Genomic DNA, 15186 nt, shown 5'->3' with positions numbered 1-15186 from the left:
CTCTTTTTCTCCCATGCCAAAAAACCACGGTTTCCCGTGGCTGCACCCGCTCTATTTTCCTCAATCCGCTGTTGATCCGCTGACCAATTGCCCCTTGTACCATACGGCCTGCCGCGCAGATCGCCGCGCAACAGCTTCCGCCGAACAACTCGCATGCACCAATACAAAACTCGCGGAGTCGCCTACCTTCGGCCAGACTTGTTCCCCTTGTGAATCCAGCGGTGTAATCCCGCCTGTTACCCATGCCAAAGATTGAGACAAGGACAGTTCGTCACTATATCCGTACAGTTCTGCAAATCGTCCCGCTTTCTCAAGCATATCCCCATTGCCAAAAGGAGACCAGTGATCCGTCAGGCTGTCTGTGGCCAGCTTTACGTTCACACCTATACGGTGGAGCATGGGAAGAGGCATCATCGTTCTGCCAATGGGCACCGTGGAAGCAATGCTCATCCCAAGCGAGGCCATTCGCTGCGCCATATCTTCTGCTTCCTGCTGCTCTGCGCGGGCGAACCAGAACGCATGACTTACCGTAACTTTACCCTGAAGCCCTGCTGCTTCGGTCAGATTTGCGAGTTCCAACAGCGTTTGTTGGCCAGCCTGCCCGCCATCATGCAGATGTATATCAATGCCCGCCTGGTGCTGAACAGCCAGTTCAACCATGGCGTTCAGTGATTTCTCGATCTGTTCGTCCACCGTATGAGGATCAAGTCCGCCCACATGCGTTGCACCTTCCTTCATCGCTTGGCCCATAAGCTCCACTGAATGGGAGCGAAGCAGTCCATGCTGCGGGAAAGCCACGATTTCCGAAGCGATTTTGCCCGAAAATGATTCCAGAGCCTGCCGCGTCGCTTCCAGTCTTTTCAAGCCACTGACGGGTTCAATATTGCAATGACTACGTACATGAGTGGAGCCGTACCCCTGAATCAAGGTCAGAATACTCTCCGCTTGACGCTGGGCATCTGGTAACAACTTGGGCAACAGAACCTTCTCTTCTTCAATACGTTCGAAAATACTGGAAATACGCTTAACGGCTGTCCATGGCCCATCGTAGTAGGTTTTATCCAGATGAATATGTGCCTCCTCGAACGAAGGCAACAGCAGAAGTCCCTTGCTATCTACTTGTGGTAGATCGCTAGACAGCGGGTTGTTTCCTTCCACAATCTCCGCGATCACTCCATCTTTAATCCGCAGATGAGCGGGGCTTGTCCGTGTCCCCGTCACCTGTTCCCCCTCCCGAACATACCCCCGCTCCACAATCACGTTTGTTAACCAATAAGCCTGTTTCATCATGTCATCCCTCTTTTCTTACCCGGCATTACGTCCCCCGGATACCGATTGATCTATGATCCATGGTACCATACGGTTTCACAGGGCAAAAATACGTAAAACGTTGGTGTTCCATATGCGGAACGTTTGCATTACGCTACATTAATACATGCAAAAAACAGGCACAATAAAGTGCCTGCCCTGTCCAATCACCTTAATTTTCTTGATTCCACTCTTCCATTAAAAATGAAACCGCGCATGCCCTCCATCGGTCACGCCTTCAATCTGTTCGATATCCAGCAGTCTGCGCTTCATCTCCAGGCCTCCACGGAACCCAGTCAGCTTGCGATTAGCCCCAATAATGCGGTGGCATGGTAGCAGAACCGGAATTGGATTGGCCCCATTTGCAGCACCAACTGCTCGCACAGCCGATGGTCTTCCAATCGCAGCGGCAATGTCACCATAGGTCCGAATTTCACCATAAGGCACACGCCCTAGCTCTCTCCATACCTCTTGTTGAAAGTTCGTTCCGATCAAGTCGAGTGGGATTGCATCTGTATAAGCCATGGGTTCCCCTGCAAAATAAGACTGCAGCCAGTCCATCATACCTGTTTGTTTGAGAGCATGCTCGTTCTCTTCCAGTTCCACGCCAGGTGCAACTTTCTGTATCCAGCCGTTCCAATCTTCCAGTGTTTCGTTGGGCATAACCACTCGGCACAATCCCTGTTCCGTAGCGAGCAGTACCCATGGACGACCGTCCAACTGCATCGTGGTGTACATCAACTTTTTTCTCATTCGTTTATCGCCCTCTCCCCGGTGGAATGCTTCATGTTAGGACTAGGAGGTAACCTGCTTCTTCACCTTACGTTTCATACTGCGGATCATCTGCTTGCTCTCTGGATCCACGCGATAAGATTCCGTGATTTTCTGAAGTGCCTTATTATACGTAAAATCGTCCAGGGTATTATGGTTCAAATAACGCATAGTCACCTCAGGTTGTTTCACATAAGCCATTGAGATGGCCCAAGCCACTGCCATTTTCACATAATACGCCTCGTGCCTAATCTGATCCAATGCGGATAAAACCTGATCGATATATCTCTCATTCAGATAAAAATTCAACAGCATTACCACACCAAACCGGATTTCATATTCCTGATCTGATCTCAGATACGGCTGCAAGAATTCCCACATGGGTTCCGGATGGACCTTCGTATATTTCAGTCCCGCACAGAAGCTGTCACACACTGACCAGTTGTCAATCTTCGGTACAAATGTTTCAATAGCCTTTAACAGCTCGTCCAGATCAGCCTGTACATGTCCAATGACCATTGCTTGCAACATCACTTCTTCAAAATATTCATCCTCTGCCGTTTCCAGATACGTGCGCCAGTCCCCGGCGGCAAGGTGCTTGGCAATTTTTCGTAAGGCTGGCAACCTTACACCAAGTACATTCGAGATGTTGGGAATAAGTGCAGCCGAGAATTTCTGATACTCCGGCTCAACCATGCTGAGCAATTGTGTTCTGATATCTACTTCCACTAGCGCATGTCCTCCTCGTCTGTTGCTGTACAACAAGTATATCCTTGCAGCGGCTGTTTGTAAGCCCATATCGAATAGGTGAGCAAGATTACAATATTATTTTTGGCGCTCCCTTTTTCCCTTCGTTGTTTGACTTTCAACCCATTCCGTTTAAAAATATGAAGTTGACCATTCAGAAAGGAGTGTCGATATGAACAGACCTCATACCAAGAAAGATTTCTCCGTGGAGGAGATCACCGAACAACTCGTGCAACATGTACAATCCCGGAACCTTCCCGATTTCTATAAATTGGTGAAAGAACTGCATCCCTACGACCTCTCACTTGTATATAAAAAGTTCCCTGAAGAAGAAACCAATCGGTTTCTTCTCCTGTTCAAACCCGATGCTCTGGCGGATCTCGCCGAGACCTTGAAGCTGCACGAACAGATTCAACTGTTTGAACGACTTGGGCCGGAACGAACACTTGAAGTCATGCAGCAGATGGACAAAAGTGATCTGATTCGGTTCATGCACGATTTGCCTGCCAAACGCAGAGAAGAATTGCTCTCCAATATGAATCTGGATCACTCTGCCATTATCCGATCCGTGCTTAATTACCCGCCGGAAACGGCAGGACGCATCATGACAGATCAATATCGGACCCTGCTCGCTCATGAGACAGCCAAGGAAGCCTTACGACAATCGCAAGGTACCATGCATATCTCAGCCTCCAGTTATCTCTATGTAACCGATAATGAAGGTAAACTGGTCGGTGTCGTGAGTTATCGATCCCTTGCCTTGGCTGACGATAAGACCCAGGTTGAAGAACTGATGACCCGGCGGGTGATCCATGCAACGGTAGATATGGACCAGGAAGAAGCAGCACAGCTTCTACAGCGTTATGAGTTCATTGCGCTTCCAGTGGTGGATGAAAATCACAGGTTATGCGGTATCATTCAGATGGATGATGTCATCGATATTATTATGGATGAAGCCAGTGAAGATTTGGCCAAAATGGGGGGTGGCAGCAAGGATATCGACTTTGATACCAAACCACTCGTGGCCGTCAGACGCAGGCTTCCCTGGCTCATCTTGCTTCTATTTATTGGATTAATCTCGGGAAGTATTGTGGATTTCTTCGAGGATACACTCAATCAGGTTGTGGCACTGGCATTTTTCATGCCGATGATCGCAGGTATGACCGGTAACACAGGAACGCAGTCTCTGGCTGTTGTGGTACGCGGACTGATCGGACGCAAGCTCGACAAAGCCACCGTACTCGCACTGATTGGTCGGGAGATCAAGGTAGGCACCATGATTGGCTTGGTATGTGGATTGCTGATCACTGTCATCGCTTATTTCTGGCAAGGGGACTGGCTGCTGGGCGCCATTATTGGGGTATCTCTGTTCCTCACTCTGGTCATTGGTACACTGACCGGTACATGCATCCCGCTTCTACTTAGTCGTTTCAAAGTCGACCCGGCTGTTGCCTCTGGCCCATTAATCACCACATTGAATGATATCTTGTCCCTATTTATCTATTTTGGCATCGCCACACGTTTCCTCGATGCCTTGATGTAACTAAGTTGTGCATACAGCAAAACAGACCTGATCCTAAGATCAAGGTCTGTTTTTTCATTTTATCAAGTGTTACGCTGATCTTTTATTTTTATTATAGATATCAAACGCTACAGCGAGCAGCAGTACCAATCCCTTAATCCCCTGTTGCCAGTCAATACCGAGACCAATCAGGGACATCCCGTTATTCAGCACACCCATAACCAAACCACCGATGATGGCACCAAATACCGTACCTATGCCCCCTGAAGCGGAAGCACCACCGATGAAGCAGGCCGCAATGGCATCCAGCTCGAAGTTGGTACCCGCTCTTGGCGTAGCCGCATTCAGACGTGCGGCGAAGATCAACCCGGATACCGCGGCAAGTGTACCCATGTTCACGAAAACCCAGAAGGTTACCTTTTTTGTTTTGACTCCAGACAGACCTGCGGCCTTCTCATTACCTCCAAGCGCATACACATGCCGTCCCATGACAGTACGATTCATAACGAAGGAGTACACAACGATCAGGACAAACAGCAGGACCAGGATATTCGGAATACCTGCATAACTTGCGAGTACAAACGTAAACAGATTTGTCACAACAGCCACCACAATCAACTTGAGCAAAAACAGTCCCTGTGACACGACCTCGAATCCATATTTTCGCTGGGAACGGCGTTCCCGCAGTTCATTGACAATATACCAGACGGTGAGCACAAGACCCACAATGATAGATACCAGACCAAAACCTGAGAATTGAATGTCCGCCAGAAAGCCAGAGCTTATTTTCTGGAAACCACCTGGAAAAGGAGAGATCGATTGCCCCTCCAGCACGATCATCGTCAAGCCGCGGAACAGCAACATCCCTGCAAGCGTCACGATAAATGCCGGAATTCGCACATAGGCGATCCAGAAGCCTTGCCATGCACCGATCAAAGCCCCAACCAACAAGGAAGCGATGACTGCAAGCCAAGCCGGAAGCTGCCAATCAACCATCATAATCGCGGCAACGGCACCAACAAAGGCAGCAATGGAACCAACAGACAGGTCAATATGCCCGGTAATGATGACCAGCACCATTCCAATCGCCAGCACCAGAATGTAACTGTTCTGCAAAATCAAATTTGTAATATTAATCGGCTTGAGCAACAGCCCGCCTGTAAGTACCTCGAACAAAAGCATAATCACTACCAGGGCAATAATCATGCCGTATTGACGGATATTATTTTTGAACAGTTTTGTTATCATTTCCATGCTTGCCGCCTCCAGACTTGGTCATATATCTCATCAACGTTTCCTGCGATGCTTGCTCCCGGCTGACTTCACCGGTGATTCGTCCGGCATTCATCACATAGATCCGGTCACACAGGCCAAGAACCTCCGGAAGCTCGGATGAGATTACCAGTACGCCCTTGCCTTCAGCAGCAAGCCGATGAATGATCGTATAGATTTCGAATTTCGCTCCCACATCAATACCTCGGGTAGGTTCATCCAGGATAAGAATATCTGGTCCGGCAAAAATCCATTTGCTGAGCACCACTTTTTGCTGGTTGCCTCCACTCAGATTACCGGTCTTCTGCAAAATACTTGGAGCTTTGATGTTCATGCTTTTCTTCATCTTTTCCGCCACCAGTACTTCTTCACGCTCGTTCACTACTGCGTTTCGCGTCAGCTTGCTCAGACCCGTTAAGGAAATATTGCGCTTGATGTCATCCATCAGAATGAGTCCGTATTCCTTGCGGTCTTCTGTCACATAAGCAAACCCATTCTGAATAGCCTCTGTGACGGTATTGTTGTGGATCGGTTTACCATTCTTAATGAGTTGACCCGAAATATTCCGGCCATAGGATTTGCCAAATATACTCATGGCAAGTTCGGTACGCCCAGCGCCCATCAGCCCGGCAATACCTACAATCTCACCACGTCTGATATTCATATGGATCTGATCCAGTACCTTCCGCTCGGCATGATGTTCGTGATATACCGTCCAGTCCTTTACCTCAAGGATAACTTCACCAATGGTCGCATGACGCTCCGGATAACGGCTAGTGAGATCACGTCCTACCATTCCGCTAATAATCCGGTCCTCCGTCACTTTTTCCTTCTTCATATCCAACGTCTCAATTGTCTTGCCATCCCGTAAAATAGTCACCGAATCGGATACCTTGGATACCTCATTCAGCTTGTGTGAGATCAGGATACAGGCGATGCCCTGTTTCTTGAATTCCAGCATCAACTGCAGCAGATTTTCACTGTCGTCCTCGTTCAGTGCAGCGGTTGGCTCATCCAGAATAAGCAGCCGCACCTTTTTGGAGAGCGCTTTCGCAATTTCGACCAGTTGCTGCTTGCCTACCCCGATGCTGGATACCAGCGTGTTTGGATTTTCGCTCAGTCCCACCTTCGAGAGCAGTTCTCGTGTACCTACAAAAGTTTCCTTCCAGTTGACAATTCCTCTGCTCGCACGCTCGTTGCCCAGATATATATTTTCCGCGATTGAAAGGTAGGGAATAAGGGCCAACTCCTGATGGATAATGACAATTCCCAGATCCTCGCTCTGCTTAATATCCTTGAACTCACAATTTTTGCCCTGAAATAAAATGTCGCCTTCATACGTGCCATGTGGATATACACCACTCAGTACCTTCATCAACGTAGATTTACCTGCGCCATTTTCACCACATATGGAATGAATTTCGCCTTCACGGACTTTCAGATTGACATTTTCCAGCGCTTTGACGCCAGGAAAGGTTTTGGTGATGTTTTTCATTTCCAGAATGATTCCGGCCATGGGATGTGCTCCTTTCATTTATTATTTCAGTCCGATTTCTTCCTTCGTGTAATACTGTGTACCAACGATATCCTGCTCCACATTTGTACGGTCCACCGAGATGGGATCCAAGAGATACGCCGGAACAACCTCAATTCCGTTGTTATATGATGTTTTGTCATTAACTTCCGCCTGTTTTCCTTGCAAAATACTATTGGCCATCTCTACCGTCTTCTCCGCTAGCTTCCGTGTATCCTTGAACACCGTCTGCGTCTGTTCCCCGGCCACAATCGACTTGATCGAGGCAAGTTCTGCATCCTGTCCTGTAATAACGGGCAGCGGTTTGTTCGAAGTACCATAACCAATCCCTTTCAAGGATGAGATGATACCAATACTGATTCCATCATAAGGAGATAATACTGCATCCAGATTATCACCCGAGTAATAAGCACTCAGCAGGTTATCCATCCGTGACTGGGCCAGTGCCCCGTCCCAGCGCAAGGTCGCAATCTGGGCCATCGTCATCTGCTTGCTGCGTACCACCAGTTTGCCGGAATCGATGTACGGCTTCAGCACAGACATCGCACCGTCGAAGAAGAAATAGGCGTTATTATCATCAGGAGAGCCACCAAACAGCTCAATGTTATAAGGTCCTTTTCCATCCTTGAGCCCAAGCTTTTGTTCGATGTAGGAGGCTTGAAGCACACCCACCTTAAAATTGTCGAACGTGGCGTAATAGGTTAGATATGGCGTATTTCGAATGAGCCGATCATACGAGATCACTTGTATCCCTTCGTCATGCGCTTTCTTGATTACATCCGTTAAAGTGTTGCCATCCACGGACGCGATGACCATCACATCCACACCTTTGGTGATCATGTTTTCAATCTGTGAAATTTGATTCTCGACCACATCCTCAGCATACTGAAGATCGGTTTTGTACCCCTGCTCCTGAAACAGACGGACCATGTTCTCCCCGTCTCCCACCCATCGTTCTGATGATTTGGTTGGCATCGATATACCGACATATCCCTTTTCTTTACTGCCTGGGCCACTCTCTGCCAGATTGCAGGCCGAGAGCATCATGGTCATCACCAGAAGCCAGATGAGCATTGCTCCTTTTTTCATATGAAGTTCCCCTTTCCTCACGTCATACGGTTCTGAATGAGTTATAAGATAACGCTTACAATACATGTAGTGCATCCTGTTGCTTGCTGTTCCTATCTGAAACCAATCGTAGCATTGGAGATGCCGCAAGGTCTTTGCACGTTTTGAACCTTTTTTATAAAAATTTAACTTTTGATGGAAACGCTTAAAGTACAAGTTTGATCCACGAGATACCATTCCAGAGTCAAAAAAAAGGACATGCTCCACTTCGCTTCACACGAAGTAGAACATATCCATCTCATTTATCACACGTCTGAATGAATAGCTGTAATACGATATTTAATTCACAGAAGGATGATAAGCCGTCCCCCCGTTCTTTCGATACTGCACTGGAGAAATGCCCATTGTTTTCTTAAATGCAGTGCTGAAATAATGTTGCGTGTCATAACCTACACGCTCAGCTATGGTGTGAATCGGCAGTGTTGTTGAATCTAATAACTGTATAGCCTTGCGAATGCGAGCATGCGTGACAAGTGTGACGAAGGAATCATTCAGCTCTTTCTTCAGCACACGACTAAGATATACGGCAGATACTTGTAGACGGGAAGCAAGCGATTCCAGGGTCAGTTCCCGTTCGGCATATTCTTCGTGAATAAGCTGTCTTGCCCGGCGAACCAGAGGCGACAACTGCACTTCCCCGAATACCCTTTCACGGCAATGACGGTACGTATCCGGCGTTTCTTCCAGTGTCCCTGCATGTGTCTCCACATGAGCATGAATGGCAATATTCAAGCAAGAACTAATCTGCTGTTCCAGAAGGGACTCTATTTCTTCAGGGGCTTCCTGCCACAGACACATGCCGATCAACCCACTTACGTCCCGAAACAGGACATGTGGCACGTCCCCCAGCAGTTCACTAATTATATTTTCCACTGCAAACAGAAACAACTGACGATCATTCTCTCTCAGTATCGTCTGACGAGCTTCAGCGGCAGGCCAGCGTACGACCCCGATCTGCACAGGTGGGACGGCGGGCAGCCGCAAAAACACAAGCTGCTCCGTCAGATCCCTCCCTTCAGCCTGCCCCTCCAGCCACTCCAGCATAAATCGCTGGCGAAGCAACGGGATATTACGTTCAATCTGATGAGCTGCCTGTTGTACATATGCCGTCCTCTGGTGCTCTTCAGTAAGTCGCTGATGTAATCGCTCAAGTGCAGCATATAATTGTTCTGCTTGCACAGGTTTTAAGATGTAATCCTCTACGCCAAGACGAACCGCCTCCTGCGCATATGCAAATTCATCATGTCCCGAGATGATCAGGTAACGACAGCCCGGGCACTTCTGCTGAAGGGCACGGATTAATTCGATTCCGTTCAGGAATGGCATATTCATATCAACGAGAACAATATCCACACTCAAGTCAGCCGCCCGTTCCAGCGCTTCCTCGCCATCTTCCGCTTCACCAACAACCTCCATCCCAAGCGTTGTCCAGTCAATGGCATCCCGAATCCCCTCACGAATGATCGGTTCATCATCAGCGATGAGCACGCGGTATTTCTTCGCAACATGGCTATCCGGCGTAATCTCCATTACTGTAGTCAATGTGGATGTCTCATCTGTTTCAGTGGAAGTTGTCACGGTCGATTTCATGAATTTCCCCATTCACTCTCCTGCCTCTCTTCGTTATTGATTTGCTTGGTTGGTGGGAGCTCTCGCATCAACGGATGAATGATGGTCACACTCGTTCCTTCCCCTTCCTGGCTCTCAAGCACAACACCGTATTCATCGCCAAAGGACAGCCGGAGACGGGCCTGCACATTCAACATTCCATAACTTTTGCCTGTTATCCCAGGCGAAGACGTTTCCAAACTGGCCAAAGGAGCTTCGAGCAGCTGCTGCATCTCGGCCAGCCGTTCGTTGGACATGCCTGCTCCATTATCCTGAACGGTCAGCAGCAGTCTGTTATGTTCCAATCTGGCCTCCACCCGAATGTGTCCCGGCCCACGCCTGCCCTTGATCCCATGATAGATTGCATTCTCTATTAGCGGCTGAAGCAGCAACTTTAACACCAAAAGGTCCCGCAGTTCCTCTGGAATATTCAATGTATACTGAAGACGATCGCGGTATCGTGTCTGCTGAATTTGCATATAGCTGGTCATATGCTCAATCTCCGAATGCAACGGAATGTAATCCTGTCCTTTACTAAGCCCTATGCGAAATAATCGAGATAACGCACCAACCATGCCGGATACATCTTCTGCCCCCTCTTTGCGTGCCATCCAATGAATCGTATCCAAGGTATTGTACAAAAAGTGTGGTTTGATATGCTCCTGCAAACTTCGCATTTCAGCGTCACGCTTCTGCCGCTCCCGCAATTCATTTAGTGATATCAGTTGTCGAATCTGTGCCAGCATTCGGTTATAACTGTTGCCAAGCATGCCAATCTCATCAGCGCGATCGCTCCAGCGGCCTGGTCTGAGATTGCCAGTCTCCGCCCTTCGCATGTAGGACATGAGTCGGAAAATGGGCTGAGCAATAGAACGGGAGAACCATAAAGAGGCGCTCAGGCCAAACAAACAAACCACAAATACAAAGCTAACCACGTAAAACTGGATTTGGCGTACTTCGGATATCGAGTCTCTTGTGGGAAATACCCCTACCGTTCTCCAACCCGTAAAGGTAGACGACTGATACATGAATAATAACGTTCCACCTTCTGTATCGGCGGTAAACGTTCCACTCTCACCGGAGGGGAACCAGTCTGTGGGAATGTGTTCTATTAGCGGATGCTCCGGCTTGTATACACTTTGACCTTCTGCATCCGTCACCATCACATAACCGGATTTCCCCAAGGTTACATTACGGGCAGCCTGAGAGACGGACCTAAGTTTAAGATCAATCATAATAACGCCCCGCACACGTCCTGACGCTTCATCCGTTATGGAACGCGCAACCGATACAATCTCATCATCCTTGTACCGTACATGTGTCGTGAGATTACGCTCTTTCGGCTGACCCAACACCATGAAGATGCCCGGATTGGCCGAAGCTTTTTGATACCAATTTTCCTGAATCAGGCTCTGTTCCGCTCGGGGATACATCTCGTTGCTAATATAGTCACCACTTGCATTGACGAGAACAATCCCGGCGATTTCAGGATACAATGTTGTGAATCCCTGCAAGGTTTGTTTGATGCCATATAACCGATTTTGCTCCGTTTCGGCATTGGTGTCCATGTTCATCGGTTCGATACCTGCTTCATCATTCAGTGGCATTTTGTCGTTCATAAAAGCATCAATATCCGGGTCAAATGCAATCAGATAGGTCATATTCTGCAAATTCTCCATTTTGCTGTTCAGAGCTTCATTCACTTTGCCAATCAGTTGCATGGTATGCCCTTCAACCTGTCGTTCAACAACCCGCTCCACCGTCCAGTTCACAAGCAACCCAAGCCCTACGGAAGGCACAATGGCGAATAACAGAAAAAGCAACATCAGCTGGTACCGAAGGGGCATATTACGCAAGCGTAAACGCCGAATCCCGTTCCTGAAAGTGGAGAGAATTGCTCTCCTACTCCAAGGCCTTGGACTCTTGAAATACTCCTTGTTATTTGGCATAGTAATCATCCACATCCGAGCGTGTCACCACAGAGATCCCTGTGTCCACCATCACGGGAAGCGGTGCATTTTCACCGGATGAGGATGGGGCAGGAACCGTTAACTGGTGATGCAGATGGAACAGATATTGGAGTGACCAATATCCCATATTCCAGGTTCCCTGTGCAATTGTAGCTGAGATCGTACCGTTCTTGATCATATCCAATGTAGTCTTATTTGTATCAAACGAAATAATCTGCAATGGATGTCTGTCCCCGAGAGTTTGAACAGCTTCCCCCGCTCCTGCCCCTCCGGTAGCTTCAGTCACAAAAATTCCCGCCAGCTCGGGATGTTCCTTCATCATTCTGATTGTTTCGTCTCTGGATACCATCGCATCACCGTGTCCGTCTGCAACTTCAACAATCTGCATGGAAGGGTATCTCTCCTTGATCGTATCGCGGAAACCCTTCGTGCGCTCTTCATGATTTTGTTGTCCGGGCAAGGTTAATACCGCGACCTCTCCCTCACGACCCAGCAGTTCAGCCATTTTATCGGCAGCCATTACACCCGACTTGTAATTATCTGTCCCAAGAAAAGAATAGGCCTGGCTATCGGGTGCATCCGCGTCAAATAATACAACAGGGATATCTGCGTCGATTGCCTTGTTAATCGCTGGAACTAACGATTGAGGATCGATTGCAGATATAGCAATGCCTGCGGGTTTACGAGCGATAGCCTGCTCGATCACCATGGTCTGCTCCTTCGCATCATACCGGGTAGCCCCGCGATATTCTACGGTCACGCCGAGTGCATCCGCGGCATCCTCGAAACCTTTGAGCGGGCTCTTCCAATACTCCAGCCCGGACTGGAATGTAATCATGATATACGTCTCTCCGATATCACCGCGCAGCCCCCGGTCCTCCCAAGAACTGTTTACCTGACTGGTGTATTCAAATCTCAACACATACAACGCAAATGCTGAGATAAGCAAAATGTAAACCAGCAGCATTTTTTTCATTCCGTTCACTTCCTCAAGTCGTCTGATCACCTTGTACATCGTCTAAATTGTAAACGCAATCATTCAAAAAGAAAACTCCCCCGTATCTTTTAAAAGGAAGCTCTTGTTGCTAACGATGCACCCGCTGCAATAATGTACTATATGGTTTCTCCCTCTGGACGTATGATCATGGAACTAAACTACAACCAGAGGAGAGCATCATCCTTATGAATCTTGCATCTTTTTTAATCTACTGCATCGTCGTAACATTTACCCCCGGCCCCAGCAATATCGTAATTCTTTCTTCCGTACAACACGTTGGGGCACGTCAAACGATGCACTATGTGTGGGGAGCTACGCTGGCATTTGGTCTGCTGCTTACCGCATCAGCTTTTCTTAATCAGCTTCTTGCGGGAGTGTTACCCGGAATTCTGAAGGTGATGCAGATTGTCGGCGGCCTGTACATGGTATATCTGGCGTACCAAATCTACAAGATGGGTACCACCGAGGATGCACCGAGACAAGTTACCGGATTTTGGAACGGTTTCATCATGCAATTTGTGAATCCAAAGGTCGTCTTGTTTACTTTCACTGTCATTCCAAGTTATGTATTGCCCTTTTATCAAAGTTCATTTTCTTCGTTCCTGTTCGTGCTGCTCATTACCTTCATTGGTTTTCTGGCCTATTCCAGTTGGGTTGTTTTTGGTACGGTTTTCAAAACGTTGCTGAATCGCCACCAAAAATTACTGAGTATTCTCATGGCTCTTTTTTTGTTATACTCAGCCATTATAGTATCCGGATTAATCTAAAGCTTGGGAGGTGTGCTGCATGGAACGGTTTAACTATAAAAAGTCGCAAGACGTGCTGGCACTATCCGCCAGCTTTACTGACTTTGCATACAAAAAACATTGCCACGAGGAGTATGCGGTTGGCGTAACCCTGCGTGGCATTCAACAATACAACCTGGACGGACAATATCAGGCGTCTCACCAAAATGGTGTCATGTTGTTCAACCGTGAACAGTCCCATGATGGAAGTTCCTATGATAAGGCTGGCATTGACTATGTGATGCTGTATTTGAAGCCGGAATTAGTAGAGGAGATTATAGGCAAAAAGGAATTGCGTTTTGGAAGTCCCATCGTCTATGATCCCGAGCTTGCACGTAAGATCCTGATGCTGAACGACGCCGTTCAACTCAGACAGGACGAAGCCGAGTGCAGCGAACGGGTCTTCGATCTGGTTCACCTTCTGGCTCAGAAGGAAATGGACACCAAGCTCTGGTTGCCTCAGGACAGTCTGGTTCGAAAAGCCAAGGAAATCATGTTTTGCAGCACCGAAGATGTGCTCAAGCTGGACAACCTAAGTTCCGAATTTGGCATGTCCAAGTTTCAATTTATCCGGGAATTCAAAGCACAAGCAGGCATCTCCCCCTACCAGTTTTTCTTAAACTGCAAAGTAGAGCGTGCCCGTCAATCCATCGAAATGCAGAAGGACGTCTATGCTGCTGTTGCCGATTGCGGATTCGTCGATCTGACCCATCTCAATCGACATTTCAAACGGGTATTTGGTGTCACTGCTTATGAATACATGTTGCAGCTGAACTAGTTCCATCGGATCGATAATCTCGACTCCAATTGGATACAATTTTGACGCCACTCCTGAAAATCCCCGTACAGAACGTCAATGTTTCTTAACGTTCTGTACGGAGATTAGCTTTTTTTTCCGTTGGGCAATCAGATTCTTTTCTTTCGTCTCCAGAGCCACAGTACTGCCAATGCTGCTAATAAAATGACTCCGCCATATAAGATGAGATAGAAAGGCCCAGTTCGCCCACCACCATCATTGGTTTCTCCAAAATCTTCTTTACTTACAACCTTTCCCGCACCCAGCAATTTCAGATCATCTCCGGCTTGTTCAATTGGAACATTGCGACTGCACAGATTCGTATGTAGCTTATGATCCACTTCATATTGATAAGCATAGATCAGGTAGGACTGATTCTTTTCAAATTGAATGCCACAGGATTCAGATCCACCGTCACTCGCGAGGATTTTCATCTTTTTGGCATTAACCCCCTTCCATGCAGTATCTACATCAAAGGTATACTCTCTTAATAAGCCATCATGCTTCGACTGTTGAGAACGTCCCTTCTCCAACACTTCTCCTGTAAATACAGTTGTGTTTGTCTTCAATCTCTCCTGAACATCACTCTCGACACAACTGCAAGCATACACTCTCTCTCCTGGAAATAGAGCTAACCCAGACGTAACCAACAGTAAGATCAACATGCACATCACCAAACGTCGTTTCATTTCGACCGCTCCCCTCCTACATTCTCTGCTTGAATAAGCGTTGTTAAGGTTACATATTT

Annotated in this window: 13 protein-coding genes; 3 read left to right on the top strand and 10 right to left on the bottom strand. The window is 47.7% G+C overall.

What is annotated here, in order from left to right; genetic code table 11:
* Positions 1-60 precede the first annotated feature (60 nt).
* From PAEAM_RS23180 to PAEAM_RS23170, 3 genes are all read right to left on the bottom strand, one after another.
* Entirely contained in the window at positions 61-1287 is a 1227-nt protein-coding gene (locus tag PAEAM_RS23180; protein ID WP_100529121.1) for an amidohydrolase, read from the bottom strand.
* Positions 1288-1506: 219 nt separating this feature from the next.
* Entirely contained in the window at positions 1507-2061 is a 555-nt protein-coding gene (locus PAEAM_RS23175) for a methylated-DNA--[protein]-cysteine S-methyltransferase (RefSeq protein ID WP_091020321.1), read from the bottom strand.
* 42 nt (positions 2062-2103) lie between these two features.
* Entirely contained in the window at positions 2104-2808 is a 705-nt protein-coding gene (locus PAEAM_RS23170; RefSeq protein ID WP_100529120.1) for a DNA alkylation repair protein, read from the bottom strand.
* 190 nt (positions 2809-2998) lie between these two features.
* Between PAEAM_RS23170 and mgtE the strand changes: the two genes are divergently transcribed.
* Entirely contained in the window at positions 2999-4369 is a 1371-nt protein-coding gene (gene mgtE, locus PAEAM_RS23165; RefSeq protein ID WP_100529119.1) for a magnesium transporter, read from the top strand.
* Positions 4370-4438: 69 nt separating this feature from the next.
* Here mgtE and mmsB read toward each other — a convergent pair whose 3' ends face one another.
* The 6 genes from mmsB to PAEAM_RS23135 all read right to left on the bottom strand — a co-directional run bounded on the left by mmsB (position 4439) and on the right by PAEAM_RS23135 (position 12836).
* Positions 4439-5602 carry a multiple monosaccharide ABC transporter permease gene (gene mmsB / locus PAEAM_RS23160; protein ID WP_036674453.1) on the bottom strand — a complete coding sequence of 388 codons (1164 nt, stop codon included), beginning with the start codon at positions 5600-5602 and terminating at the stop codon, positions 4439-4441.
* A complete protein-coding gene (gene mmsA, locus PAEAM_RS23155; protein WP_047844003.1) occupies positions 5571-7136 on the bottom strand; it encodes a multiple monosaccharide ABC transporter ATP-binding protein in 1566 nt (521 codons plus the stop codon). Before mmsA ends, mmsB begins: the two co-directional genes overlap by 32 nt.
* A 21-nt stretch (positions 7137-7157) precedes the next feature.
* On the bottom strand, positions 7158-8243 hold the full coding sequence (gene chvE, locus PAEAM_RS23150) for a multiple monosaccharide ABC transporter substrate-binding protein (protein WP_100529118.1): 1086 nt from the start codon (positions 8241-8243) through the stop codon (positions 7158-7160).
* A 318-nt stretch (positions 8244-8561) separates the two neighbouring features.
* Complete coding sequence (locus PAEAM_RS23145; protein WP_481856134.1) at positions 8562-9860, bottom strand: response regulator; 1299 nt, start codon at positions 9858-9860, stop codon at positions 8562-8564.
* 8 nt (positions 9861-9868) lie between these two features.
* The gene (locus tag PAEAM_RS23140) at positions 9869-11716 is read right to left on the bottom strand and encodes a cache domain-containing sensor histidine kinase (protein ID WP_481856133.1); all 1848 of its coding nucleotides are present in this window, start codon (positions 11714-11716) and stop codon (positions 9869-9871) included.
* A 112-nt stretch (positions 11717-11828) separates the two neighbouring features.
* Positions 11829-12836 carry a substrate-binding domain-containing protein gene (locus PAEAM_RS23135; protein ID WP_100529115.1) on the bottom strand — a complete coding sequence of 336 codons (1008 nt, stop codon included), beginning with the start codon at positions 12834-12836 and terminating at the stop codon, positions 11829-11831.
* Positions 12837-13042: 206 nt separating this feature from the next.
* On the opposite strand from PAEAM_RS23135, the gene PAEAM_RS23130 reads away from it, so the two are divergent.
* Positions 13043-13624: a LysE family translocator gene (locus PAEAM_RS23130; protein WP_100529114.1), complete on the top strand. Its 582-nt coding sequence runs from the start codon at positions 13043-13045 to the stop codon at positions 13622-13624.
* 19 nt (positions 13625-13643) lie between these two features.
* Positions 13644-14420, top strand: a complete 777-nt coding sequence (locus PAEAM_RS23125; protein WP_100529113.1) for an AraC family transcriptional regulator — start codon at positions 13644-13646, stop codon at positions 14418-14420.
* Between the two features lie 128 nt (positions 14421-14548).
* On the opposite strand, the gene PAEAM_RS23120 is transcribed toward PAEAM_RS23125, so the two are convergent.
* Positions 14549-15127: a hypothetical protein gene (locus PAEAM_RS23120; protein WP_165790025.1), complete on the bottom strand. Its 579-nt coding sequence runs from the start codon at positions 15125-15127 to the stop codon at positions 14549-14551.
* Positions 15128-15186 lie beyond the last annotated feature (59 nt).

Source organism: Paenibacillus sp. GM1FR, from assembly GCF_002803315.1.
GTDB lineage: Bacteria > Bacillota > Bacilli > Paenibacillales > Paenibacillaceae > Paenibacillus > Paenibacillus amylolyticus.
The sequence above is the reverse complement of the archived record's forward strand: the minus strand, read 5'-3'. Positions and strand labels throughout refer to the sequence as shown.